At 40.7% G+C, this 26,955-nt stretch carries 24 protein-coding genes and 1 other RNA gene; 11 read left to right on the forward strand and 14 right to left on the reverse strand.

From position 1 onward, the window contains the following. Positions 1–20: 20 nt before the first annotated feature. The gene (locus ACYVM0_RS05055) at positions 21–1,769 is read right to left on the reverse strand and encodes a tetratricopeptide repeat protein (protein WP_460553428.1); all 1,749 of its coding nucleotides are present in this window, start codon (positions 1,767–1,769) and stop codon (positions 21–23) included. 203 nt (positions 1,770–1,972) lie between these two features. Here ACYVM0_RS05055 and ACYVM0_RS05060 point away from each other — a divergent pair, with 203 nt between their 5' ends. Next, positions 1,973–3,682, forward strand: coding sequence for a tetratricopeptide repeat protein (locus tag ACYVM0_RS05060; RefSeq protein ID WP_460553431.1), 1,710 nt, complete (start codon positions 1,973–1,975; stop codon positions 3,680–3,682). Between the two features lie 8 nt (positions 3,683–3,690). On the opposite strand, the gene ACYVM0_RS05065 is transcribed toward ACYVM0_RS05060, so the two are convergent. Beyond that, a complete protein-coding gene (locus ACYVM0_RS05065) occupies positions 3,691–5,022 on the reverse strand; it encodes a DEAD/DEAH box helicase (protein WP_460553434.1) in 1,332 nt (443 codons plus the stop codon). A 211-nt stretch (positions 5,023–5,233) separates the two neighbouring features. On the opposite strand from ACYVM0_RS05065, the gene ACYVM0_RS05070 reads away from it, so the two are divergent. The 3 genes from ACYVM0_RS05070 (at position 5,234) to ACYVM0_RS05080 (ending at position 6,809) form a co-directional block, all read left to right on the forward strand. Next, complete coding sequence (locus tag ACYVM0_RS05070; protein ID WP_460553437.1) at positions 5,234–5,557, forward strand: hypothetical protein; 324 nt, start codon at positions 5,234–5,236, stop codon at positions 5,555–5,557. 80 nt (positions 5,558–5,637) lie between these two features. After that, complete coding sequence (locus ACYVM0_RS05075; RefSeq protein WP_460553440.1) at positions 5,638–6,135, forward strand: hypothetical protein; 498 nt, start codon at positions 5,638–5,640, stop codon at positions 6,133–6,135. Positions 6,136–6,236: 101 nt separating this feature from the next. Then, a complete protein-coding gene (locus ACYVM0_RS05080; RefSeq protein WP_460553442.1) occupies positions 6,237–6,809 on the forward strand; it encodes a pentapeptide repeat-containing protein in 573 nt (190 codons plus the stop codon). 8 nt (positions 6,810–6,817) lie between these two features. On the opposite strand, the gene ACYVM0_RS05085 is transcribed toward ACYVM0_RS05080, so the two are convergent. From ACYVM0_RS05085 to ACYVM0_RS05105, 5 genes are all read right to left on the reverse strand, one after another. Continuing rightward, a complete protein-coding gene (locus tag ACYVM0_RS05085; RefSeq protein WP_460553445.1) occupies positions 6,818–8,263 on the reverse strand; it encodes a gliding motility-associated C-terminal domain-containing protein in 1,446 nt (481 codons plus the stop codon). Between the two features lie 126 nt (positions 8,264–8,389). Next, positions 8,390–11,584, reverse strand: coding sequence for an efflux RND transporter permease subunit (locus ACYVM0_RS05090; RefSeq protein ID WP_460553448.1), 3,195 nt, complete (start codon positions 11,582–11,584; stop codon positions 8,390–8,392). Positions 11,585–11,632: 48 nt separating this feature from the next. Beyond that, a complete protein-coding gene (locus ACYVM0_RS05095) occupies positions 11,633–12,778 on the reverse strand; it encodes an efflux RND transporter periplasmic adaptor subunit (protein ID WP_460553451.1) in 1,146 nt (381 codons plus the stop codon). A gap of 45 nt (positions 12,779–12,823) precedes the next feature. Then, on the reverse strand, positions 12,824–14,164 hold the full coding sequence (locus ACYVM0_RS05100) for a TolC family protein (RefSeq protein WP_460553455.1): 1,341 nt from the start codon (positions 14,162–14,164) through the stop codon (positions 12,824–12,826). A 100-nt stretch (positions 14,165–14,264) separates the two neighbouring features. Further along, positions 14,265–14,540: an ArsR/SmtB family transcription factor gene (locus ACYVM0_RS05105; RefSeq protein WP_460553458.1), complete on the reverse strand. Its 276-nt coding sequence runs from the start codon at positions 14,538–14,540 to the stop codon at positions 14,265–14,267. Between the two features lie 159 nt (positions 14,541–14,699). Here ACYVM0_RS05105 and ACYVM0_RS05110 point away from each other — a divergent pair, with 159 nt between their 5' ends. Continuing rightward, positions 14,700–15,515 (forward strand): VOC family protein, encoded by an 816-nt coding sequence (locus ACYVM0_RS05110; protein ID WP_460553461.1) that lies wholly within the window; start codon positions 14,700–14,702, stop codon positions 15,513–15,515. 2 nt (positions 15,516–15,517) lie between these two features. Here the strand turns inward: ACYVM0_RS05110 and ACYVM0_RS05115 are convergent, their stop codons facing one another. The 3 genes from ACYVM0_RS05115 to ACYVM0_RS05125 form a co-directional block, all read right to left on the reverse strand. Next, on the reverse strand, positions 15,518–16,303 hold the full coding sequence (locus ACYVM0_RS05115; protein ID WP_460553464.1) for a ThuA domain-containing protein: 786 nt from the start codon (positions 16,301–16,303) through the stop codon (positions 15,518–15,520). Positions 16,304–16,360: 57 nt separating this feature from the next. Beyond that, positions 16,361–18,676, reverse strand: a complete 2,316-nt coding sequence (locus ACYVM0_RS05120; RefSeq protein WP_460553467.1) for a GH92 family glycosyl hydrolase — start codon at positions 18,674–18,676, stop codon at positions 16,361–16,363. 141 nt (positions 18,677–18,817) lie between these two features. Beyond that, positions 18,818–19,696, reverse strand: coding sequence for a DUF4382 domain-containing protein (locus ACYVM0_RS05125; protein ID WP_460553470.1), 879 nt, complete (start codon positions 19,694–19,696; stop codon positions 18,818–18,820). Positions 19,697–20,049: 353 nt separating this feature from the next. Between ACYVM0_RS05125 and ACYVM0_RS05130 the strand changes: the two genes are divergently transcribed. The 3 genes from ACYVM0_RS05130 to ACYVM0_RS05140 all read left to right on the forward strand — a co-directional run bounded on the left by ACYVM0_RS05130 (position 20,050) and on the right by ACYVM0_RS05140 (position 22,021). After that, on the forward strand, positions 20,050–21,246 hold the full coding sequence (locus ACYVM0_RS05130; RefSeq protein WP_460553473.1) for a geranylgeranyl reductase family protein: 1,197 nt from the start codon (positions 20,050–20,052) through the stop codon (positions 21,244–21,246). Between the two features lie 2 nt (positions 21,247–21,248). Beyond that, positions 21,249–21,512 carry a 4Fe-4S dicluster domain-containing protein gene (locus ACYVM0_RS05135; RefSeq protein ID WP_460553476.1) on the forward strand — a complete coding sequence of 88 codons (264 nt, stop codon included), beginning with the start codon at positions 21,249–21,251 and terminating at the stop codon, positions 21,510–21,512. A gap of 95 nt (positions 21,513–21,607) precedes the next feature. After that, positions 21,608–22,021, forward strand: a complete 414-nt coding sequence (locus ACYVM0_RS05140; RefSeq protein WP_460553479.1) for a DUF1801 domain-containing protein — start codon at positions 21,608–21,610, stop codon at positions 22,019–22,021. Between the two features lie 7 nt (positions 22,022–22,028). Here the strand turns inward: ACYVM0_RS05140 and ACYVM0_RS05145 are convergent, their stop codons facing one another. Next, on the reverse strand, positions 22,029–23,036 hold the full coding sequence (locus tag ACYVM0_RS05145; protein ID WP_460553481.1) for an acyl-ACP desaturase: 1,008 nt from the start codon (positions 23,034–23,036) through the stop codon (positions 22,029–22,031). 108 nt (positions 23,037–23,144) lie between these two features. Between ACYVM0_RS05145 and ACYVM0_RS05150 the strand changes: the two genes are divergently transcribed. From ACYVM0_RS05150 to ACYVM0_RS05160, 3 genes are all read left to right on the forward strand, one after another. After that, entirely contained in the window at positions 23,145–23,726 is a 582-nt protein-coding gene (locus ACYVM0_RS05150; RefSeq protein WP_460553484.1) for a Crp/Fnr family transcriptional regulator, read from the forward strand. A gap of 62 nt (positions 23,727–23,788) precedes the next feature. Beyond that, on the forward strand, positions 23,789–24,145 hold the full coding sequence (locus ACYVM0_RS05155) for a hypothetical protein (RefSeq protein WP_460553487.1): 357 nt from the start codon (positions 23,789–23,791) through the stop codon (positions 24,143–24,145). 139 nt (positions 24,146–24,284) lie between these two features. After that, positions 24,285–24,689 carry a hypothetical protein gene (locus tag ACYVM0_RS05160; RefSeq protein ID WP_460553490.1) on the forward strand — a complete coding sequence of 135 codons (405 nt, stop codon included), beginning with the start codon at positions 24,285–24,287 and terminating at the stop codon, positions 24,687–24,689. Between the two features lie 126 nt (positions 24,690–24,815). Here the strand turns inward: ACYVM0_RS05160 and fsa are convergent, their stop codons facing one another. The 3 genes from fsa to ACYVM0_RS05175 all read right to left on the reverse strand — a co-directional run bounded on the left by fsa (position 24,816) and on the right by ACYVM0_RS05175 (position 26,926). Further along, positions 24,816–25,469 (reverse strand): transaldolase family protein, encoded by a 654-nt coding sequence (gene fsa / locus ACYVM0_RS05165; protein WP_460553493.1) that lies wholly within the window; start codon positions 25,467–25,469, stop codon positions 24,816–24,818. A gap of 35 nt (positions 25,470–25,504) precedes the next feature. Then, positions 25,505–25,603, reverse strand: an RNA gene (gene ffs / locus ACYVM0_RS05170) — signal recognition particle sRNA small type. 141 nt (positions 25,604–25,744) lie between these two features. Beyond that, a complete protein-coding gene (locus tag ACYVM0_RS05175) occupies positions 25,745–26,926 on the reverse strand; it encodes a type IX secretion system plug protein (RefSeq protein WP_460553496.1) in 1,182 nt (393 codons plus the stop codon). Positions 26,927–26,955 lie beyond the last annotated feature (29 nt).

The following is a 26,955-nucleotide window of genomic DNA, read 5'->3' on the forward strand; positions in this document are numbered from 1 at the left end:
TGCTGCAGGATTTACAATCATCAAAATACCGGGCCATCCAATTTTACATCTGCCAGGGCAAAAGCTTTTTTATATCTTGCCAGCATCACCCCTGCCGCTGCATTTTTATGTTGTGCCAGCAAAGCCTGGTAAATGCCAAACAAGGCCCAGCCGTTTTCACTATTGTTCAGCAGGTCTTTCCTTAAAACTTTTTCTGCTGCTGCAGGCTGGCCTGCTTTTAAGTATGCGTTGCCCAGGTAATGTTTAGGATTTAATAACCAATCTCTTGGTTCGGTATACACCATATGTTCTTCGGTGGTTACGGCTTTATCAAATGCAGTAATAGCGGCAGGATAATTTTTTTCTGCCATGGCGATACTGCCCGACAAAAGGTTTTCTGCTACTGTTGCTCCATCTATGGCCGGCGAAAAAACACCGAATGGAATATACAGTCCGGAATCTTTCATGGCCGCCTGTATTTGCTGTAACTCAGTATTGGCATCAGCAATTTTTGATGCATGCGCCAGTGCCATGCCCCTGCCAAAATGATATAGTATATTGGCATAGATCATTTTAGGGTCGGGCTGTTTACCAGTAAGCAATTCATTCCAGTTGCCAAAGCGTATATTCACTAACGTTGGTATCATCAGCACATATTGGGCGCCGGAACCAAAAGGGGCCGGTGCCAGCGAATAGGTTTCTGGAACACTGGCCGCAGTTTCCTGTGCAGATTGCATACTGTACGTTTTGCGCCCTGCCAGCATGCCCACCGTAGTCTGCATGTGAATATTATGTATCACGTATAAAAAATCGCTTGCTGCAACAGGATTGTATAATGCAAATACTTTTTTATAATCATTCAATGCATTTTCATTTACGGTGGCCCCGGTATTATACTGGCCCGTACGCAGGTAAATATGCGAAGGCATATGCACAGTATGCGACAGCCCGGGTGTAAGCCTGCCCATACGATTGGCGCTGGGCAAGGCTTTTGCAGCAAAAGGCGATGGCTCCATCACATGAATATAATAATGATTGGCACCCGGATGGTCAGGAGTTGTTGCCAGTAATTTTTCCAGTACGGTTTCAATTAATGGCGTCCATGGCCTGGGTGTACCGTCAATATTCCACAGGTCCCAGGGATGCTCCAGCATCATGGCATCGGCATATAAAGCCTGTACATCTGCGTTGCGTGAAAAATCGTCATATGCTTTTTTCATCATTGCGGTGTATTGCACATTTAATGTTGCACGGGTGGCATCGGCAGAATCTGCCGTGTATCTTACCGACATCGCATTGATCAATGCTTTCTCCATTGCACTTGCTTTGCCTGATAATTTTTCGGCCATTGCGGTGGCCTGCAAAGCCTCAGGCGAAGCTACATAACCAAGGTCGTTGATATTGGGCCCGTAAGTTAATGCCTGTGCCCAATACAAAATGGCGCAACCGGAATCAAACTTTGCCGCTTTTTTAAATGAAGCCATAGCTTCAATAATATGAAAGCTGTAATACATGTTGATGCCCTGGTTAAAATAAACCTGTGCACTATCATTTTGCGTGGAAATTTTCCAGCTGTATTTTCCTGCCCCGGGAATAACGGGTATTGCTGCTTCAGTAAGCCCATTAATGGCAGCCCAATCGGGGCCACATGATATTGCAGTAAGTTTTTTTGATTTATTGTGTTGAAGAATGGTGGCCATATTATTACTTCCGTTTCCTTTTATCATTCTTGAAGCAATAAATGCAGTGGCAAATGCCAGTATGGCCAATAAGGTTAAATTGCGCAGCATAGTCAGTAGTTTTAGCAGGTAAAAAATACAATTTACTTAGTAAACTATATAATATTTTTTTCAGTACACTGCTGCATTGCGGATAAAGTGCATAAGTATACCGGTCCGGGCTCTTTGTACTGTCATTAATTTTTTCTATCTTTCTAAGCAGCAATTCCCTCAACTACAGCAATACTTCTTCCTGCAAAATTTAACCCGGAGCAATGAAAAAAATAATAACAGCAATGGTTTTTGTTGTATGTATCCTGGCAGCGGGAGTTTTTATTACCTGCAACAGAAAAAATGCAGACCCTCAAACTGATCTTATCAATGCCATGAATCTAAAACGGGGCCAGGTGGTATTGTGCAGCCCCCCGGGTAAACAATTTGGCACCGTAGCATTTGAAACATCATGTACAGATAGTGCAAAAAAAGATTTTGACCTTGCTATAGCTTTACTGCATTCATTTGAATATGACGAAGCCGAAAAAGTTTTTGCAAAAATTATTGACGGTAATGCCGGTTGTGCTATGGCGTATTGGGGTGTGGCGATGTGCAATTATCACCAGGTGTGGCCTTCGCCGCCTTCGCCAGCCGACCTGGATAAAGGAAATAAAGCTATTGCCATTGCGCAATCCATCAAACAAAAATCGCCAAGAGAAACGGACTATATCAACGCTATAGCCGTTTTTTATAAAGACTGGAAAACCATTGACCACCGCACCCGTTCCCTGCAATTTGAAACTGCTATGGAAAAACTTTACCGGAAATATCCCGGTGATAAAGAAGCGGCCATATTTTATGCATTGGCGCTTGATGGTGCAGCAGACCCGGCAGATAAATTGTATCATAATCAAAAAAAAGCGGGCGCCATTTTAACCGGTTTGTATCCCGGCGAGCCCGATCACCCGGGTATTGTACATTATATCATCCACAGCTACGATTATCCCGAACTGGCGGCACTTGCACTGCCTGCTGCAAAAAAATATGCTTCAATAGCTCCGGCGTCGGCACATGCACAGCACATGCCTTCGCATATTTTTACAAGGCTGGGCTTATGGGATGAATGTATCCAGTCTAATCTTGTTTCCACTGCCTCCGCAAAATGTTATGCAGAAAATGCCGGTATCAAAGGGCATTGGGATGAAGAACTGCATGGTATGGACTACCTGGTGTATGCTTACCTACAAAAAGGTGAGAATGATCTTGCCAGGCAGCAGTACGATTATCTTAAAACCATCACAGTGGTACAACCGGCAAACTTTAAAGTGGCTTATGCATTTGCGGCTATCCCTTCACGATATTATGTAGAAAATAAAATGTGGCAGCAGGCGGCAAACCTTCAAATGCTGTCGGCCAATTTTGAGTGGCAAAAATTTCCCTGGCAAAAAGCTATCCTGCATTTTGCAAAATTATTAGGTGCTGCACATACGGGCAATATTAACCAGGCAAAGGGGGAATTAAAAAACCTGAACAATAGTTACGATACTTTAACGGCACAAAAAGATTTGTATAAAGCCAACCAGGTGCTGATACAAATGAAGACCGGTGAAGCATGGATATGCCTTGCAGAACGAAAAACAAGTGAAGCCTTACAGCTGATGCAGCAGGCGGCTGCTATGGAAGATAAAACAGAAAAGAGCCCTGTTACGCCCGGTGAGGTAATACCGGCAAAAGAATTGCTGGCTGATATGCTGATGGAACTGCATCAGCCAGCGGAAGCGTTAACCGCCTATGAGGCCAATTTAAAAACGCATCCCAACCGGTTTAATGGTTTGTATGGAGCAGCACTGGCCTGCGAAAAAATAAATAATACAGAAAAAGCAAAATACTATTACAATCAATTACTGGTGCTTGCAAATAGCCCGGCAGCAACGAGGCCCGAAATGGAAAGAGCAAAGTTATTTTTGAAAAAGCATAGTTTTAATCATTGACCGGAAGATCATTTCTTCTTCTGTCCCCTTGTTTTTGGCTTGCCATACTTGGCCATCATCCGGTCTTTTTTTCTTACAATAAAATTCACCTTACTGTTTTTGGCAGATTTTTCATGAAACGCCGCTCCTCTCCCTTCACGTGACGGAACTTTTAACTGGATCGTTTTCATATACACTTTAGGCTTCTCATCTTCCGTTAATACATCAGATATCTCCAGGTTTTCGGGCAGTGCTGTAATCGGCACCTGGTAATTCATTAAAGCTTCTATTGCTGCTAAAAGTGGTTTTTCTTTTTCAGTAATAAAAGTAATGGCAATACCTTTTTTATCGGCCCTGCCGGTACGGCCAATACGGTGCATATAATTTTCCGGTACTTCCGGTGTATCAAAATTTATTACGTGTGTTACTTCGGCAATATCAATACCACGGGCAACAATATCTGTTGCAATAATAAAGCGGTAGGTACCATTTTTAAATTGTTCTACGGTATTAAAGCGATGGTTCTGTTCTTTATTACTATGTATCACGCCTGCGGTGCCGGGAAATTTTGCTTCCAATTGTTCATACAGATCATCTGCTAATTTTTTTGTAGCCGCAAATACCAGCACTTTGGTCATGCCTTCATCTGCCGTTAATAATAAATGCAGCAGGTTTACCTTGGTATAAAAATTGGGCACTTCATATCCAGTTTGCACAATATTTTCCAATGGTGTTCCGGTGGGTGCAGCCTCCACTCTTACGGGATCATTAAAATAAGTATCAATCAATGTTTCCACTTCTTCGGTAATGGTGGCGGAAAATAAAAGGTTCTGTCTTTTGGGTGGCAGCAGGTCCAGTATATTTTTCAATTGTGTTCTGAAACCCAGGTTCAGCATTTCATCCACTTCATCAATCACCAATTTTTTTACTGCCCTTGTTTTAAAAGCGCCATTCAGCATCAGGTCGTATAACCTGCCGGGTGTTGCTACCACCACATCTGCACCATTGGCCAATTCTGCAATTTGCGTTTTAATGTTTACACCACCGTATACACCCACTGCGTCCACACTCATATAAGGCGTAAGGTCTTTTACTGCCTGCACTACCTGCGCCACTAATTCTCTTGTAGGAACCAGCACTAAAATGGTGGGTACTTTTTCTTTGCTGAATTTCCACAATCGCAATAAAGGCAACAGGTAAGCGAATGTTTTACCGGTTCCCGTCTGGGCAATACCGCAAACGTCTCTACCCGACATTACAATGGGAAAAACCCTGTGTTGTATAGTGGTTGGAACAGTGAAGCCCAGGTCGTTTAAAACGTTCTGCAGCGGGGTATTTAAATTTAAATCGGTAAATAACATGTTGTGCAATTATCCGGCGAAGATAACTCTTAATTACAAAGAGCCCATGGGCTTACAATTCAGTGTGTTAAATGATCAAAATCGTAATATTCCTACAAGGTTTAAAATCCGCCTACTACAAGCACCCTACTGGGCTGTATTTAACTTTACTTTACAAGGATGAGATATGAATTCCTGCCTCATCCACCGTCTAACTTACAAAGCAAATTATATGAACACCTCTACTCATCAAAAGGAAATTTTACTGGTAGCCAATGCCGGTTTTTTCTCCAGGCATTGGGTAAAAAGAAATGAATCTGAAAAAGACAAACGTTTTACCCAAAAAGAAAAATTAATTGATGCCTGCTGGAATGGCCTGGCACCGCAAATGTTGCCGGAATGTTTTAACAACAGTACCGACAATGAATTGGCGCTTTGGGAAGTTACAGATACTGTGGCTTTTATCGACCTTGATTTCTGGGACGGCGAAGCTCCAAGTGAAAATGAATTTTCTATTAACCCCTATATTTTTATGGAGGTGAAGGATTATAATTAGCCCGGGTGTAAAGATGTCATTGCACTATTGTGAAATAAAGTGTGTGATGCATCTTAATGACAACTAACCCGCCTGGCCAAATGAAATTATTTTTCAGTTGTATACTATTGTGTTGCTGCCTGCAAAGCAATGCACAGCATATTACCAATGTTGTAAGAAAAAATCTGCTGCATTCATCGTCAATACAGCAACAAAGACTGTTAATTTTAATCGACACAGACAGCATTACGGTTGTAACCACCTTCGCATATTTATCTTACAAAATAAAATCTTTAACTAAACAAGATACTTCCCTTGCTTTAATCTGTACTGCCCTTCTTAAAAAGATAAAGGCCGATTCCCTTAGTACCCTTAAAGTAAATGAAGTATTTGTTGAAGCGGGGCTGATGGAGCGCTATAACTTTCTTACAGGAGATATATTAAGCGCCGGGCAATGTGCTGCCTTTAATAAGTTTACAAAGCGCCGCATTAAGCAGGTAAAAATTGTAAGTTATGGCGGGTACAGCTATGGTGCAACCGGCAAACAATATTTCTCAGGCAACACTTTATTGCTCGACAATACAGAAATAGTATTTTAATTTAAAGGCCATGTCACTTATTATTACAATTACCGGTTAATGATATTATTATTTCAACTAAATTGCTGCCGGTAAATTCAAAAAATGCACGGTTAAAAAAAATGGAAAAAATTTTTATTGAAGATAAAAAATTTGAGGGGATTAATTTTTCTGACACCCCTCTTGCTACAGGTGATTATGAGAATTGCAGTTTCATAAACTGTGATTTTTCCGGCACTAACCTCAGCGGACAGCATTTTAGTGATTGTGTATTTACAGGCTCAAACCTGGGTATGGCAGCATTGGGAAAAACAGCGTTCAGGGATTGCCGGTTTGAAGGATGCAAGTTACTGGGCCTGCATTTTGAACATTGCAACCCCATTGGTATGGCGGTTCATTTTGATCATTGCATCATGGACATGGCTTCCTTTTATCAACTCAAATTAAAGAATACCAGCTTCAATAATTCAACACTTACCGAGACTGATTTTACAGAAGCAGATTTAACCGGTTGTATTTTTAACCAATGCAATTTAGCAGGCGCTATTTTCGACAGAACAATTTTAGAAAAGGCAGATCTGAGAACGGCATACCATTATGCCATCGATCCCGAATTAAACAGGATTAAAAAAGCAAAATTTTCCGCTGCAGGCATTGCCGGATTATTAAGCAAATACGATATTGAAATTGAATAGCAAGAAATTTATCTTATCAGTAAAATACTTCCTTTTATATCGTGGTACCCGCTATTAAAACGGATATAATAAACATAATTTCCTGAAGGTTGTGCCTGTCCTTTATAATTTCCATCCCAGTCTACAATTGCTGCAGCTGTATGATACACCTGTTGCCCGAAGCGGTTGTATACGCTTACTGTTGCACCAAATAAGGGATCAAGAAAAGGTATTCTCCAGTGATCATTAAGGCCATCATTATTAGGCGTAAATGCATTGGGTACAAAAATACCTGCCACCACTTTTACTGCCATGGCATCCTGGTTGGCACATCCGAATGAAGATGTTGCGTAAAGCGTATAAGTGATATCTGCAGCGGGTGATGCCACAGGTGTCATGATTTTTGTATCACTCAGGTGATCGGGCGGATCCCAGTAATAGGCAGGATTTTCTCCACTTACCGATCCATTGATGGTCACGTTATTTCCCGACAATATAACCAGGTCCGGCCCTGCATTGACCAATGGTTTGGCATGCACATTAATCACTACATAGTTGGAAGCTATCCTGCAGGCCAGGTTACCTGCTGCACTGGCCTCTGTTATTGTCATCCTGTACCAATACGCCCCTGCCGTGGTTGGCTTGCGCAGGTAATTAAGTGAAGTGGCACCGGTAATATCTTTCCATTTAGTTCCTGAATCTGTACTTACCTGCCATTGATATACAGGAGAAATATAACCCGATGTAACTGTTGCTGCAAAAGTGTAATTGGTGGTATTGCCTTCGCAAACATTTACGGTATCATTGCTGTTGCCCTGGATAGCTGAGCTGATCTTTGCAGCACCGCAGGGCCTGAAGGTGATATCATCCATGGCAAGGTCGTTACCCAAACCACCGGGGGCATTATTGCGCATGCGTAAAACGATCACGGCATTATTTACCGGTGTGCTGAAAAAGAACCCGTATTGTTTCCAGGTTGGTTGAAAGGTTTCGGGAATATCGCCGGTTGAATACTGTTGCAATACTGTTCCGCCGACAGTTTCAATGGTAAAAGTAATATTGGGCCTGATGCCGCCTTTATTCAATACATTCATGATCCAGGCTGCAAACTCGTAGGTAGTATTAGGACAGAGATCAGTTACCGTAGCAAGAAAAAAATCTCCGGGCTCAACAGAAGCATTCACTAACATAAAAGCGCCGTTTCCAGTATGATCTGACATTACTGTATGCCATGAATTACCAAAACAACCGGCTGTGGAATTGGTAATGGTATAATAACCGTCGTTGGGACATTGAGAACTGGTGTAGGTGTAAGCGTTGGTAGGTGTAAAGCCGGTACTGCCGCCTCCCGAACCAAATGTGATATTTACAACAGGATCGCCTAAACTGCCGTTGCATAATTGGCCCTGTACATTAATTGCCATGCATAATACAGCAACAATACACATCGTTCTGAAGTAAAAAGCCTTGTTCATAAGCAACGGCAAGCATTATTGAACAACAAATTTATCGCTTTTTCACACAGCACAGCGATAATATTTTAGCTGAATGACGTTGTATTTTGATCGCTGCAGCAACTATATGCTGCAGCGATCAAAGTCTTATTCTCTTCCTTCGTCAATTATAGCTTTGTCAACATCCGCTATTTGCTGATGCTCTTCTTTTAAGCGTTTTATTTTTTTACCGTAAGATATTTTGGTGATAAGTACAAACAATACCGGCACTACAAATATGGCCAGCGTGGTGGCGGCTAACATACCTCCAAATACCGTCCAGCCGATAGTTTTACGTGATTCTGCCGCTGCACCGGTTGCAAAAGCCAATGGCAACACCCCTAAGATAAATGCCAGCGACGTCATCACAATGGGGCGTAAACGCAGATTCACAGCTTCCAGTGTGGCCGTTATAATTTCAACGCCATGATCCACCCGTTCTTTGGCAAACTCTACAATAAGAATAGCATTTTTAGCAGCCAGGCCTATCAGAGTAATTAAACCGATCTGGGCATAGATATTATTAGTGATGTTAGGCAGGAGCAATAAGGTAAGGATAGACCCGAATGCTCCGATAGGTACTGCAAACAATACAGAAAACGGTATCGACCAGCTTTCGTATAATGCCGCCAGGAATAAAAATACAAATACAATGGAGATACCGAATATGATCGTTGAACTGCTGCCTGCGGAAATTTCTTCCCGGCTTAATCCTGAAAATTCATAGCCATATCCAACCGGCAATTTAGCCGCCACTTCTTTTAATGCATCAATAGCTTGTCCGCTGCTGTACCCGGGCTTAGGGGAACCGTTAATTTCAATTGACCGGTAAATATTATAATGCGATATCAGCGAAGGGCTTTCTACCAGTTTAGAGGTAACCAGCGAACTCAGCGGCACCATACTACCCTGGCTGTTGCGTACATAATATTTGCCCAGCTCTGCAATGGACGAACGGAAATTGCTGTCTGCCTGTGCCATTACACGGAAGTTTCTGCCGTATAAATTAAAGTCATTGATATAACTGCTACCCAGTAATGTAGACATAGTGCTGTATACATCAGCAACAGACACTCCAAGTTTTTTTGCTTTCTCTTTATCAACATCTACCTGGTAACTGGGTGTATGAGAGCTAAAGAAAGTATAGGCCATTGCAATTTCGGGGCGCTGGTTTACTTCTGCTAAAAACTTTCTTGTAACGGCCTCAAACTGTTGAATGTTATCAGTACTGGTAGTTTGCTGCAGTTCAAAAGTAAAGCCGGCTGTTGCACCTAAGCCCGGTATTGCCGGCGGGCCTATAGCCAATATCCTTGCTTCTTTGATGTCGCTGGTTCTCTTCTGAACTTCTGCAATAATACTCTGCAGTTGGGTCTCTTTTGTCTCCCTGTCATCCCATGGCTTCAGCTGCACAAACATGGTGCCGGCATTGGATTTATTGGAGAATGTAATGATGTTGAGCCCCGCTAAACCACCCACTGTTTTTACACCGGGTATAGATTGTACACGCTGCATAATATTCACCAGCATCTCCTTGCTCCTGGCGGTTGATGTGGCTTCAGGCATTTCGTAAGTAACATATAAACGGCCTTCATCTTCTGAAGGAATAAATCCTGATGGTTTTGCTTTGAACATGAATATCAATCCCACAAATAAGCAAACCAGCATTACCAATACCATCGGGGTTGCCTTTATCCATTTGGCAACACGGCTGGTATAAGAACGGTTGAGTTTTCCAAAACCTTTGTTGAACCATGCAAAGAATTTTTCCATTATATTTTTCTTTGCAGATGCGTCTTTAGATGGTTTAAGCATGATACTGCACAATGCTGGGGTAAGCGATAATGCAACAAAGGCAGAAATGATCACAGATACTGCAATAGTAATAGCAAACTGCTGGTACAAACGCCCTACAATACCCGGTATAAAACCAACCGGTACAAATACCGCTGCCAATATCAATGCGATAGCTATTACAGGCCCCGAAATATCTCTCATCGCTTTTTTAGTAGCTTCTTTGGGAGATAATTTTCCATGATCGATATAATGCTGTACCGCTTCCACTACCACAATAGCATCATCCACCACAATACCAATAGCCAATACAAAGGCAAATAAGGTGAGTGTATTAATGGTAAAGCCAAAAGGAATAAATAAGATGAATGTACCGATCAGTGAAACGGGGATGGCAAGTACCGGTATTAATGTAGCCCGCCAGTTTTGTAAAAATAAAAATACCACCAGCACCACAAGTAATAACGCTTCCACCAAAGTGTGCAATACTTCCCTGATAGATACTTTTACAACAGTCACTGTTTCCAATGGCATTAAATAATCAATGTCTTTAGGAAAAGATTTTTTTAATTCCGCCAAAGCCACATTCAGACCATCAAAAGTTTCCAATGCATTGGCACCGGGAGCCTGGTAGATGAGAATAAAAGCAGCCGGCTTTCCGTTTACGTAAGCATTGCTGCCGTAATCAAATTTTCCAAGTTCTACTCTTGCGATATCTTTTAAATACACTATTGTACCGGTTGAAGGTTGCGTACGCACAATAATATTTTCAAACTGTTCCCTGGTATTAATACGGCTGTTGGTTAACACACTATATTCAAAACTTTGTGTATTAGGCTGCGGATTTCCACCGATCGTACCGGCGGCAACCTGGAGGTTTTGTTCGGTTAATGCTGCCAGTACATCGGCTGTAGTCATTTCAAGCGCAGCTAATTTAGAAGGGTTGAGCCAGATACGCATACCAAAATCATCTGCACGGGAAACAATATCCCCTACCCCTTTCACACGCTGCAAGGCATCTTTTAAATAAATATTGGCGTAGTTGCCAATAAATGTGGCATCATGCGTTCCGTTGGGAGAATATAATGCCAGCGCCACCATGATGCTGGGGTTACGCTTACGAACGGTAAGGCCTAAACGCTTTACTGCATCCGGTAAAGTGGGTTGTGCCACACTCACACGGTTCTGTACATCCAGTGCCGCAATATTTACATCGGTACCAATATCAAAATTCACGTTGATGGAACTTTGCCCGCTACCGGTACTGTTGCTGGACATATAGGTCATGCCCGGCGTGCCATTGATCTGTGTTTCAATTGCTGTAGTAGTGGTTTGTTCTACCGTTTGTGCATCTGCACCAATAAAATTTCCACTCACCGTTACAGTAGGCGGTGTAATATTCGGGTATTGTGCAACTGGTAAAGTTAACATGGCAATAATACCCACCAGCACTATCACCACCGATATTACAATTGCCGTTACCGGTTTTTTTATAAAAGTTTCTGCTATCATTATATCATTACTTTATGCTGCAATTAATTACAGCAATAATTTATTAAGCTATTTTTTTTCTGGTGCAGCACCGGGAGCGCCAGGTGTTACAATAGTAACTTTAGCGCCTTCCCTTAAATTCTGTACGCCTTCGGTTACAATTTTATCGCCTTGCTGTAAACCATCTTTTACAATAATATTTTTACCCAATACTGTACCTAAGGTTACTTTACGTTGCGAAACTTTATTGCTATCACCCGGAACGTATACAAAGAATTCGCCCAGCTGTTCCACCACTGCTTTATTAGGAATAACCACTGCCTGTGCAGCCGACCCGTTTTTAATACGAATGGTTCCGTTCATACCGGCTTTTAATAAACTGTTTTTATTGGGGAAACTTAACCTTGCTTTAAGTGTACCGGTTTGCGGATTAACAGCCCTGTCTAACAAAACAATTCTGCCGGGGTAAGGATAAATGTCGCTGCCAAAAGCCAAGGTAAATGTTGAATCTGCCGGTTTAGTTTTTTCATTTAATAAAGTTGAAAAACGAAAGATATCTTTTTGTTCAATATTAATATCTACGGCAAGGTCGCCATCAGTTGATACTGTATTCAAAATGGTTTGGCCCGCTGTAACTGCAGCGCCCACTTTTACTGCTGATATACCAATAACACCATCAAACGGTGCAAATACTTTGGTATAGCGTACACTGGTTTGTACCGCCTGGATATTTGCCCTTGCAGCATCTGCCTGTTTTTTACTTACTTCAACAGCTGCATCTGCATTATCCACTAATTGTTTGGCAATGGCATCATTCTTATCCAGTTCATGATAACGATTAGCATCCTTCTGCGCTTTGTTTAAGTTAGCTTCCTGCACTTTTAAATTGGCAACAGCCTGCTCGTAATTAGCGGCGTACAATTGCTGATCAATCGAATACAACAACTGCCCTTTTCTTACCCTTGCCCCATCGGCAAAATGCACACCGGTAATAAAACCACTTACCTGTGGCCTCAGTTCCACCTGGTTTAATGCTGTTACTGTTGCAGGATATTCATCAAAATAAACGGCATTAGTTACAGTTACTTCCTGCACCGTAACTTTTGGCGGTGGTGGTGGCGGTGGTGCAGACTGCTTATTATTACATGCTGCCAGCAATACTATGGCGGTTATGCTTGTATATTTTGTGATTTGTTTTGTAAATGCGCTGTACATATTGGTTGGTTATAAAACTGAAATAAAATGTAAATGAATTTGTTTTTAATAAATGATCTGCCCCAATGCTTTTTGCACATCAACCTTGGCAGACAGCACCTGGTTTAGTGCATTAAAATAATTGATCTGCGATGTGCGCAGATCTGTTTCTGATGTGATCACTTCCAGGTAGGTTTTAATGCCCGAACGATATTGCAATTGTATTACATCATAAACTTCTTTAGCGATCGATACATTATCTTTTAATGCCAGGTAGTTTTCCATACTGCTTTTGTAATTGGCCAAAGCCTGGGCATACTGTGCATTCACTGCATTTTTTAAAGTAACTATATCCTGCTCACTTCTTTTCAGCTGCAATTCCGCCGTATACAAATTGGCCTTTCTTTTACCACCCTGGAAAATGGGTAGTGATAATGTGAGTGCTGCAAATGAATTGGGGTAATTGGTGTTATACAATTTAGTAAACTGGTTATTTTGAAAATTGAGGTTATAAGCGCCGTTGGCAGCAACCGAAGGCAGGTAACTCCACCTGTTGTACAATACATTTGATTGTAATAAATTCCTTTGCGTTTCTAATAATTTATATTCAATCCTTGTTTTATAATCGGGGCGCTGGGTGGTATCAATAAAAATTTCGCTTTCCATTGCAGTGCTGTCGTATACAATATTTAAAACGGAAGAATCCGGGTACCCCATCAATGATTTGAGGTATTCTATTTTTGCTTTCACCAGTTCTTCGTTACTTCTTTTTGCCGCTTTAATATTATTGAGGCTGATGGTAGCTCTTTTATAATCTATCTTATCTGCAACACCGGCTTTGTACTGGCTGGTAGCATCTTTCAAACTTCTTTCGGTGCGTACAATATTTTCTGCCGCTACTTTAATTTGCTGCAATGTGGTAAGTACATCATAAAAAGCCTTGGATACATTTGCAGCAAGATCAATTTTATTGTTTGAGGTAGTTTGTTTGGTTTGTTGCAACACATCATCCTTGCTACGCCTTGCCAGCAATACATCTTTATTAAAAATGGTTTGCGAAACGGTGAACTGCCCTGCCGAAGTATTGTCCACTCCCAGCTTGATGGTATTGCCGCCTATAACAGTGGATTGCAAAAGAAAATTATGCTGCAGGTTATAATTAAAATTCACCTGCGGATACCAGTCTGCCAGTTTACTTTTAATTGTAGATGCTGTGATCTGCTCATCTATTAAAGCCTGCTGAATCTTTGGCTGATGTTTGATGGCATAATCAATAGCTGCTTTTAAAGTCACTTCCTTAAGTAAAGTATCCTGTGCAGCCGTTTGCGCTGTTGTAAAAAACGGTGCAAGCAATAATAAAAAAACTATTGTTATACCTGGCCTGCATTGCTTAAAAAAATCGGTCATATTGTTGGTTTGTTCCTGTACTAAAAATACGCTTACTGCATAATAAATGCAATAAACCCTGGTAATAAATCGGCAAGAATCGTTTTGAGCAGTGCCGGCATTACCCGGCAACTTTACCTAGCCAGCCTGCATACTGCTGCAGCAATTCCTGGTTAAGATTGTAGGAATGGTTACGGCCTTCTTTTTCAGCCTCAATCAATCCTGCTTCAGTTAATGTTTTTATGTGATGGCTTACAGAGGGTTGTGCCAGTTTGGTAATGTTCATGATCTCCGAACATTGAATGCAGCCTTTGCGCTTAGACATATCCAGCAAAATCTGCAACCGTGTCGTATCGGCCAATGCCTTCGAAATTTTCTCTAATTGTTTTAAATTCACCTAAAATACATTGATGGATGCAAATGTATCAATTATTTTAAAGAGGGTGTCTTATTTTTTATAATTTTAATACCAATTTAATACCTGCAGCCAGATTAATGTTCAAACTTCAAAGCTGCAACATTGATTTTTTATTATATGTGATTATAAAATATTTTTATGCTACGTTCGTCATTATTGCTTGCTATCGCTTTTTTGTTTTGCATGTGTGCGCATGCACAATCCAGGCTGGGTGATGTTGCCTGTGTATATGTTACCACATCAAACCTCGATTCGTCGTTTGCTGTATATGAAAAATTAGGATTTGCAAAAACCGGTGCTAACGATTTTCCAACTTCCTGGATGCAGCTAAGTGATGGCAGCCTGCTGATCATGCTGCGGAAAGATGCCACGCCGTACATCGGACTTACCTATTATGTTGCAGATGTGGAAAAGCTGGCAGCAGCATTAGAAAAAGATAGTATCGTGTTTACACAGAAGCCCAAAGCCGGCGACCCGATAAAAAGATATTATTTTAAAAGCCCTGATGGATGGAATATTATGCTGGCTTCCAACCTTGGCGGATTTAAACAGCCCACAGGGCGTACATTGCTGACCATGCAGCAAACTGATTATGCCAGCGCAGATAAATTTCCCAATAAACAATGCGGTGCCTTTGGCGAATTTGCATTACCCGTAACCGATATTACTGTATCACTTGCCTTTTGGAAAAAATTAGGTTTTACAACAAAGGCGGTGATGAAAGAGCCCTATCCCTATGCCATACTTTCTGATGGATTGATGATCATCGGCCTTCATCAGACCAAATATTTTGATTACCCTGCAATAACTTATTTTGGATTGCATACCGATAAAAGAATACAGGAGCTGCAATCAAAAGGCTTAAACAATTTTACAGAAGTACAGGGTAAAAACAATGTATCGCTTAAAACCTGGGAAGGGCAACATTTCTTCATCTTTTCATTGGGCATGTAAAATTATTTTCTGCGGCCTAACCACAGCACAGCGTTCAGGATCATTTTATTTTGTTGGGGTTGGCTGAATGTTGAAGACAATGCCGCATTGGTATGTCCTTCATAATCCATATCATTATGGCCCATGTTAAAATATACCATTTTATATTGGGTGTTGGTCCATACCACAGGATAGTAACCACTATGCCATATTTCGTTTGGCCTGGGGCCGGTACCTAAAGGAAAACTGCCAGTATCAATTGCGGCCAGTATTTTTATAGCAGGATTTTTTTGCAGATCATTTTGCCAGCGATACCATTCATTAGGTGCAGCAGTAAAAGTTCGGGGCAGGTGTTTTGTAACCGGGTGTTTTTTATTTTCTGTTGTAAGAATAGCTTTAGTTGGCCTCCAGGTATTACTGCCATATTCACCTGAACCTAAAAAATCATTATGGTACCAATCCCAGTTTTGTGGAAAGGCAGAAGGCGTTAATGCAAATGCAGCAAAATGAAATCCCATCCATGCACCGCCATGCTTCATATAGTTTTCAAAAGCCTGGCGCCAGGGCAATGAATCAGGCCTGGTATCTAAAAAAATCACCAGTTGATATTGAGCCAGAAATGCAGCATCCAGGTTATTCCAGTTATTGGTAGAATCGTAAGTAAAATGATGCGCCGCTCCCATTTTACTAAACCATTGATTGGCTTCATGTACAAAACTTATATGTGCCAGGTCATTTTTAGCAGTATAAAATCCGATTACTTTAAACGATGCTTTATTCTTTTGTGCGGTAACAAAATAACAACACAAAAAAAATGTTATTACAGCTACACACCTTAATACTATTGACCTGCTGATCATCATATTTTATTTAGCATTCTTTGCCGACATATAAAAAACCAGTTTCCCGCCATTCATTATTTCATCATGGGTAATGTATCTCCTGTTTAATAATTGTCCGTTCAACATCACTTTTTTTACATACACATTTTTATCGCCCTGGTCAACGGCTTCTACCGAAAAAGTTTTTCCACTCTCTAAATTAATAGTGGCCGTTTTTATTGACGGGCTTCCAAACCAATATTGGTCAGATGCAGGTGCCACAGGATAAAAACCCAATGCACTGAATATATACCAAGCACTCATTTGCCCGCAATCATCATTTCCTCCCAAACCTGCCGGGCCATTGTGGTATTGATTTTTTAATATCATACGCACTCGCTCCTGCGTCTTCCAGGCGGCATCTGTCCAGTTGTATAAATAGGCCACATGATGCGCCGGCTCATTTCCATGAATATAATTACCGATAATACCATCACGGGTAATATCTTCTGTTTCTGCAAAAAAAGCATCGGGCAAATGCATGGTAAATAAAGAATCTAAATGTGCCGTGAATTTTTTCTTTCCGCCCATTGCTGCAATCATAGCTGCAGGGTCCTGTGGCACATACAAGCTAAAGTTCCAGGCGTTGCCTTCAATAAATCCCTGCCCGTCTGTTTTCAATACGTCAAAATCTCTTTTAAAACTGCCGTCACTTAAACGGGGGCGCATAAAACCAATAGCGGCATCATATACATTGCGCCAGTTCTGCGAACGTTTACTGAACTCTTCATAAATATCCTGCCGGTTCAATTTTTTTGCCAGTTGTGCAATGGCCCAGTCATCGTAGGCATATTCTAAAGTTGTAGAAACGGATACGCCATTTTTATCCTGTGGTATATAACCTTTATCAATATACGCTCCAATGCCTTCGTAATTACGCTGGCGTGCCGTGGTTACACAGGCATCCAATGCCTTGTCTGCACCCGTTGTCAGCGTACCTTTTAAATAAGCTTCTGCCACAACAGAAACACTATGGTAACCACTCATACACCAGTTATCATTGGCATAATGCGACCAAATCGGCAACATATGCAACGCACTCTGATCAAAGTGTGCCATCATGGATTGCACCATATCGCCATTACGTTTGGGATTAATGATATTCTGGTAAGGATGAAAAGCACGGTAAGTATCCCATAGAGAAAAAGAAGTGTAATTGGTAAACCCGTTGGCCTTATGTACATTCTGATCGAGGCCTTTGTATTCGCCATTTACATCCATATACACTGTAGGCATTAATGCGGCGTGATACATGGCAGTATAAAAATTAACCAGCTCTTCTTTACTATCTGCAGTAATTGTGATTTTATTCAGTTCCTTATTCCATGCCTGTTGCGCTTCCTGTTTTGTTTTTTCAAAATCCCAATGCGGAATTTCGGCCTGCATATTTTCCAATGCATTTTTTGTGCTTACAGGAGACAATGCAAATTTTATTTTTATCTTTTCATTTTCTTCTGTTTTAAAATCAAAATACAAACGCAATTGCTTGCCTGCCAGGTCGGGGAAATTTTTGCTTTGATTAAATTTACCCCAAAAGCCACGGTACGGTTGTTTCTTTGAATAATCTTTACAACCATAACTTAACATTGGTTTTGAAAACGACATAGCGAAATACACCGTTCTTGTGCGGCCCCACCCATTGGTTTGGCGATAACCAGTAACCAGAGTATCGTTTTCAATTCTAACAAATGTCCACACATCTTTATCTTCATAATTATAAATGCCGGCTATAAGGTCGAGTATAATATGCGACTGGTCTGATTTTGGAAAAGTATATTGATGAAAACCTGTTCTTGCTGTGGTAGTCAATTCTGCAATAATATTATTATCATCCAGTTTTACTTTATAATAACCGGGTTCGGCAATTTCGTTATCATGAGAAAAAGCAGAGCGATAGCCGTTTTCAGGATGATCGGCCGTACCCGGATTTAATTGTAACACACCTGTGCCCGGCATAATTAAAAAATCACCTAAATCAGAATGGCCGGTGCCGCTGAAATGTGTATGACTGAAGCCCACGATCGTTTTGTCGGTGTATTGATAGCCTGCACAATATTTATATACATCAGGATTGTATTTATTATTCGATTCGTAGGGAATGGTATCTGTATCAGGGCTTAACTGCACCGCACCAAAAGGAACAGTTGCACCGGGAAAGGTATGTCCCATTTTTTCGGTTCCGATAATGGGCCTGGCATATTGTATAAGATCAGGCATGGTCTGGCTTTGGGCCTGTAACGAGATCATTAAAAAAGATAGAAAGAGATATTTTTTTTGCAGTTGCCTGAATTGACTGGTCATTGATCGCTTTTAAAAATGGATAAGTAGTGAGCAGCAAATTTATGTTGCAAAAACTAATTATCGCACAATCTCTTATCTCCTTTATCAAATAAAAAAGCTACCCCCTTTTGGAAGATAGCTTTTTTTGGTTTTTAACTGTATTTATTTATGTAGAACAATAGTGTTTACATCTGTCTCCTTGTTCCGCAGTACACTTATGTTGGTGATTGTAGAATCCTGGTAACCGTTGATGCCATCAATGAAAAGGCTGTAGGTACCTTCTTTCAATCCACGTATCTTAAATTCTCCTTCGCTCCAGGGCCATGCATAAGCTGTGTCTGTTGCGTTGTAGGCTTTTATCAATCCAAATGAATGTGATGGCCTTACTTTACCTTCTATTTCGCCACTGCTATGACGGCCGAAAGGTTTTAAGAAAGGTTTCAGCCAATATTTGCCACCAACGTACCAGATGGAACGTGAAATATTAAAATCAAGGAAGAGTTGAAAGTTATTGGAAGAAATAGAATCCAGGTGTTCTCTTCCAACATTTACAAAAACGTAATGCTGGTTAGCCACCAATTGCAGAGGATGATAAATACTATCCACCATTACACTATTGCTGTCGCCCAATGTAAATTTTATTCTTTCTACTTTTCCATTCAACACAAAACCTGTTGCCAGTAGAGTGTCTAAGCCATTTCTTAATGTAAGCAGGTCATATACACCCGGCCTTATACTTAAAGTGTCCCATATTTCGCAATGATTGTTGATCTGGTCATGATCATCATCGCAACCGGGAAAATTATGATCATCATCATGATTGCGATGACAGGTATCTATTTTAATGGCTATACTTTTTATGTCAATCAATACTTTTTGATAGTCCGTTGGTCCGTCCGTTAAGTAGATTGAATATTTGGTACTGCCGGGAGGGATATTACCTCCGCTATCTGATGTTTCTTTCTGGCAGGAATAGAAAAATAAACTGAGTGTAAGCATGACAATGCCAGCAACCCATAAACGGGATGTAGTAGATTTCATAAGTCTTCTTTTTAAAAAGTTGTTTAATTAAATGAACCGTAAGAAAAACGAGTAGAATTATAAATCGTATACTATGGATTTGGTTTTTATTCACAATTCAAAAAAAGTGCCAGTCTGGAAAAATGTGCATAACAAATTTTATTCTGCAAGCCCCTGCAGGTACAATATGGAGCCCCGGGATTGAGATCAACTCCTGGTTGCAGAAGCAGTTTATGCTGCAAAACACCACATCAAAACCAATTATTTAAACATTTATAGTCATTTCATGTTACCTTATTGCTGATATGGGCAACTAAGTAGTAAAAGCTTTCGTATATACTTATTATGCCACTGTAAAAATGAATGGATCAAATATGCCTAATAATACCGGTTCGGAAATAATGCAGGAATATGATATTGTAGTAATTGGCTCAGGCCCTGCAGGAGCCACTACCGCTCTGTATGCAGCAAAAAATGGATTGAGCGTTTTGCTGGTCGACAAAAAGCAGGAACTGGGTGCGCCCATCCAGTGCTCCGGTGCTGTAAGTCATAATGCCCTGGAAAATGCCGGCGTATATCCCGCCCCGGAATTTATACAGGAAGCCATTTACGGTTTTGCCATTTACAATGGTACCGGCGAAAAAAAAGTAATTGATTACAGAAAAATAAAGCCTGCTGATTATGGCACTGCTGAGGGCTGCAAACCTTTAGGCTACGTGGTAGACAGGCGCCGCTTCGACCGCTACCTGGCCACACAGGCCGAACGTGCCGGAGTAAGCATCTGGCTAAAAACCGAAGCTTCCGGGTATCGTGTACTGGATAACGGTAGTTGCGAAGTGGATCTTATAAAATTCAATATCCCTGTTACTATTAAAGCCAAAGTAGTGGTAGGTGCAGATGGCGTACAATCGCAGGTGGGCAAATGGGCAGGCATAAAAACGCATATCAAGCTAAGCGAACTGGCCAGTTGCTTACAATTTGTGGTTGATGGTGTGGAAACCAGCGGGCTGCTGGAAATTGTTACCGGCCATGAGTGGGCACCCGGTGGTTATGCCTGGGTTTTTCCCAAAGGGCATGGCTATGCTGAAATTGGTTTAGGCATTACCAAAACCATGTGTACCGGTAATGCACAGGAATACCTGGATCATTTTTTGAAGGATTCGTTTTTTAAAGACCGCTTTAAAAACTGCAAAATAATAGAGATACAGGGAGGTGGTGTACCGCTGGCGGCGCCATTAAAAACACAGTACGCAGATAATTTAATATTGGTGGGTGATGCTGCCAGGCATGTAAATGCTATTACAGGAGGTGGCATACATACCGCATTAAGCAGCGGAAAAATTGCAGGTGAATTTTTATCTGCATTAATTTTAAACGGCGATGCCCCCACTGCTGAAAACCTGAAAGGATACCATGATAACTGGCTAAAAGCAATGGGTAATAATATGTGGAAATTATACCGGGTGAAACGTAAAATTTTTGATACCGCAGATGTAATACAAAGAGATGAACAGCTGTATGCAACGATGTCAAATTACTTCAGCCCTGAATCGGAGTATAAAAAAATATAAGCATGAAAACAAAACAAGCGGTGGTTTTTGAAATAGGCTGGAATGCCTGCATTAAATGTGGTGCCTGTGTAGCCGTGTGTCCCCAGGAGGCCGGCTTTGTAAGTAATTTTGATACTATTGCTGTAAACACTCCTTGCGATATCGCCTGCATGTTTTGCGAAGCAGTGTGTCCTGTAAGTACTATTACACATACCCTTTTTACAGCTTCTGCAGAACCAATGGCAAATACAGGCTCAAGCAGAACGATACCGGTTTCAACAAGCTGAACCGGGCATCTTTTTAAATTAAAATACTATCCTGCCCTTATAAATTTTGCATCCTGCAAAAAAGAAATTAAACTGCATCATATTTCTGTAGCAAGATGGCACGCTCCTCTCCTGTAAAAATAAGATCGCTCCTTCAATTGTATGAAGTACTTCCTGATGAAGAAAGAATTATCGTTGATGTTTTAAGACAGCTCATTACAGCGCATTTGCCTGCCAACGGTAAAGAAAAAATTGCTTATAATGTACCTTTCTTCTACGGCAACAAAGGCATTTGTATTGTGTGGCCTTCCTCCATTCCACGGGGAGGAATAAAAAAAGGTGTGCTGCTGGGATTTTGGTACGGCAATAAATTAAAGGACGCTGATCGCTACCTTATGCATGGTACCAATAAACAGATCTTTTATAAAATATATTATTCTGCAGAGGAGATCAATGATAAAGCCATTGTTAAGTTGCTGAAAGAAGCGGTGCAGTTAGATGATCAATTTAAAAAGCCTGCTAAAAAATAAATTATTTTTAAAACGCCAGTTTTTTATTGCTCAGCCAGTGTAAATTAATATCCTCCGGAATTTTCATGCGGTCTGCAATTCTTCTGTACCGGTCTGCCAGCGTACACAAATAATCCTGGGCTTTTGCAACGCCATCTTTTAAGCCCGTTAAAGTTTCAATTTTCCAGAGTGATACCAGGTGCTCAATAATATTGGCATAATCCCAGGTAGTGTACACCCCTATTTTTTGTGTGATAGCAGAAAAATCGCTGAAGATATCAGGGTCTTTACCTCCATCTACCATCAATACTGCAGGCATGGCAATTTGCTTACGCATCATTTGCTCAAATGACTTTAATCCGCCGTTGGGATCAATTTCCAATATTTTTGTCATGAAAGATTTATACGCTTTTTCATGCCTTGCTTCATCACCTGCAATGGTTTTGCAAATTTTAGATAAGGTTTCGTCGCCAGCCTTACCCGCAAGCTTACCCGTATTTACGTGAGAAATTTTTGTTGCCCTTTCCTGGAAGGAAGTGTATACAATAGCCTGGTAAGGGTCGTGATTGGTATTAGGATTAAAGCCATTATAAATTAAGCGATGGATCGTTTCTTCTACTTTTTTCATATCGCACCTTCCTGATAAATACAAATATTTATTCAACAGGTCGCCATGCCTGTTTTCTTCTGCAGTCCATGCCCTCGACCATCTTACCCAACCATTAGTACTGGTGAGCTCCCGCTCTTCATTTACTATCAGGTTAAAATAGGTCTGGTAACTGGGTAATGCTTCTTCAGTGATCATATTGCCAACCAAAGAACTGATCACACTATCAGGAATAGCAGCACAACGGTCCCTTAACAGCACTACCTCATCCATTGCATCTTTCTGTGTAAGGTCGGGTAAAAAATCGGTGGGTTGCCAGCAATCATCAGGATCTAAGAGCGAGTTGTCAACGGTTTCTCCAACAAAACCCTGTAACATTCCAATTACTTCCATATTCTTTGCTACTTCATTTCTATCGCCTGTTTCCATAGGATCTGTGCTGTTAAAAAAAATTAAGCACTAAAGGTAGTCTATGTTGACAAGCTTTCACTGTTAAAAATTTTATACCTTACCATTTCAATCAAAATAACATCATCAATGCTGTATGAACTTATCCTAAAAAACATTGCTAAACATATTGCACTTACTGATGAAGAAACTGCTTTTTTTATTTCCTTATTGCAACAGCAGGAGGTAACTAAAAAAGAATTTATTTTAAAAGAAGGACAGTTATGTAAAAATTTTAATTATGTTCATTCCGGAACTTTAAGGGCTTATTACGTAGATAAAGAAGGTAAAGAATCTACAATAATGTTTGCTATTGCCGATTGGTGGGTAACAGATATGTTTTGTTTTATCAACCAGCAACCTGCCATGTTGAACATTGAAGCTATTGAAAACAGCAGTATTCTTCAACTAACAAAAAATAATTTTGATATACTTTGTAACGAGGTGCCCAAATTTGAACGTTTCTTCAGGATCATTATGCAGAATGCCTATATACGGGAGCAATTGAGGGTAATACAAAACCTGTCGCTGTCTGCCGAAGAGCGCTACTACAGTTTTATTAATAAGTATCCACAGGTGGTACAACAGGTTACGCAAAAACAAATTGCTTCTTATTTAGGTATCACCCCCGAATTTTTAAGTGCCATCAGGGCCAATAAAACAAAAAAATAATTTCTTAAGCTACCTTAATTCCATACTCACCGCTAATGTTTTTCTTTGTAAAAAATTAAAACATGCTTATACTTATTGCAGGCCCTTACCGTAGCGGCACCAACGACGATCCCAAACTGATGCAGGAAAATCTTAACCGTTTAGAAGCAGCAGCCTTGCCGTTGTTTCGCCTGGGCCATATTCCCATGATCGGCGAATGGGTGGCTTTACCATTATTGCATCTTGCTGGTTCCACCAAACCCGGAGATGCGGCTTATGAAGAGATATTGTATCCGGTGGCTCACCGGTTATTATCAAAATGCGATGCAGTATTAAGGCTGCAAGGGGCATCCAAAGGTGCTGATGAAGATGTACGGATAGCTACTGAAAGAGGTTTAAAGGTTTATTATCGCATTGAAGATGTGCCGGCGGCGGAATAAGCCCGCAAGATTTTTATCCCATTCAGGTTATATCTTGCCTTAACTGTATGATATACATAAAGTATATTTTAACATTTAATATTCCCCCTTTTTGCAACGCTGGCATAATTTTTTCAATCTTTGTATAAAACCAAAAAGATTGAAACGATTTTTACCAGCTTTTTTATTGTTCCTCTCCTGCAAAGCTACTGCACAAAAAATAGATAGTATTTACGTGCATTTGTATACCGACAGCCTTAAAAAAGGCACTTATAATTATATTAATATCGACGGACTTTTAAGTAACGGCAGGTATTTGCCCCTGGATAGCAACGACATTCTTTTTACCGCATCTGCCGGTAAATTTTATGGTAATACTTTATTGGTAGATAAGGATACCAAAGAAGAAAAGATTGCTATTAAAGTAGTGCTGAAAAGCAACCCTGCCCTGCATAAAGAATTTGTATTGTACATCAAGAAAAAGCCCGATGACGAAAAATTAAAAACGGTGGATGAACTGATGAATGATATGCAGTCGCCCAATTCAAAACGTAAGAAAGGCTGATTGGCTGGCAGTTCAGGTCCATCGTACCTTTATTACTGAGCATAAAAATGCCCCCCAACCAGTTGGGGGGCATTTTTAATTATTTTGGGGTGAGTCACCTCAAGAAGGTGACTCACCCCAAAATAATTATGCAAACTTCTTGGCATCTTCTAAAAAAGTTGCCAGTCCGCTATCAGTTAATGGATGTTTTAATAAACCTAAAATTGAGGCTAAAGGACAAGTGCACACATCAGCACCGGCTTCTGCACATTTAATAATGTGATTGGGGTTGCGTATTGATGCGGCCAAAATTTCTGTTTTATATCCTTGTATAGAAAATATCTGGCGCAACTGATGGATCAGGTCCATGCCATCCCATCCTGTATCATCTATCCTGCCTATAAACGGAGAAACATAGGTGGCGCCTGCTTTTGCAGCAAGTATGGCCTGGCCGGCCGAGAAGATCAATGTGCAATTGGTTCTGATACCATTATCAGTAAACCATTTGATTGCCTTAACACCTTCTTTTATCATCGGTACTTTTACTACAATATTCGGGTGGATTGCAGCCAGCTTTTTACCTTCTTCAATAATACCATCAAAATCGGTAGAAACTACTTCGGCACTGATATCACCATCTACCATTTCGCAAATAGCTTTGTAATGTGCCATTACAGCTTCGGTACCTTTAATACCTTCTTTAGCCATTAAAGAGGGGTTGGTGGTAACACCATCTAAAATTCCTAAATCATTGGCTTCTTTGATCTGGGCCAGGTTGGCCGTGTCAATAAAAAATTTCATTGCAATCAGTATATTTAAGTGATAGTATAAATAAAAAATGGCAAGTTACTTACATCGCACCGCTCAACCATCTACCCTTGCTGCCTTCCGGCCCTGGGGGAGTTCAACAGGAGCTGGCCGTATAAGACTTGCCGCCGCAAATATACGGCTTAATGACAAATATCCGGTTCAATTTTTAATATAAAATATCAAAAGTTCAGAACGAATAACAGATAACATACAAAGCTGATAATATAGCGTATATAAGCTGCAGATGCAAGCAAGCTCACGCTATCTTAAAAACTTACTCCCGGCCTGTCCGTCCTGGAATTAATTTTTCCAATCCCGATCAATTGATCGGCACGGTCAGTAAATCCTCTGTAGTACATTAAAATAGTATAGCTGTTTTCAGTTTCCCAGTAATTACCTTCCAGGTCAGTTTTTTGTTGCGGATTATTTTTATCCACTGCTATGTAAGTATAATTATAATAGCCTTGTTTTAAGAAAGCGGTTACTTCGTACGCCCCTCTTTCGGCATTAAATACCATTTTGGTTTTATCAGTAATGGCATAATCGGTTAATTGCCCGGCCAGGTAAATGTCTTTACCGGCAACAGGTTGTGCATTGGGTGTAGCCAGTGTAAAATGCACCGTTGCAAAATCGCCCTGCCAGTAAGGATTAATGGTTTCGTAGGTTTCTACAGAAAACATCCCATCAAGATCACGGAAATAGGTATACCGTTCTCCCGATCTGTCTTTATCAGGTTTTACAAAAACATCTGTGGTGGTTTTAGTATAATGTGCACTATCTACCCTATCGCTTTGTAAACGAAAACTCCGCAGGTCCAGCCAACGCCATTCTTTACCACCGGGAAAAATGCAATTGTTTTCTGAACTGTATTCTAAAGTATTGCCACGCACAAAAGTGGGTGTAATATCTTTTAATGAATTATCCCACCGGTTGTTTTGCAGTATCACTACCTTAACCTGTTGTGCAGCGCTAAAAGTGTTTACACCGGTAATATTGGCATTGAACTGCACTTTCTGATGGGTGCTGAAAAACTGCGGCGTAAAAGGCTGAATCACTTTTGCAGTGATGGCAGCTTTAGCATCCAGTACCAGGAGCCTCCTTGTAAATGCAAGTTTGGAAGTGTCGCCGTCTAAAAAAACTTTCAGCAAATAATTTCCGGATAAGGTGATGGTGGTATTTCTATCGGGTACCATCGCCTGGTAGTGCGTATACCTAGTAAAAGCAATAGAAGAGTAACGGTTGGTGGTAATACGCTGTTGCGTAAATCCTTTAATGTACATAAAGGGACTGATATCAACCGGCTTCCAGTTATAATCGCATAACTGAAAACAATAGTAATAACTTTTTACATTGCCATCCAGGTCATCAAAATTCAGTTCCAGCTGATCACTGCTGTTTAAATTAAAAATTGGTAACGACAACTGATCGCCATACATATGAAAACGCACACATTGAATATTGGGTTTGTACACCATGT

The sequence above is a fragment of the Ferruginibacter profundus genome (assembly GCF_054783275.1).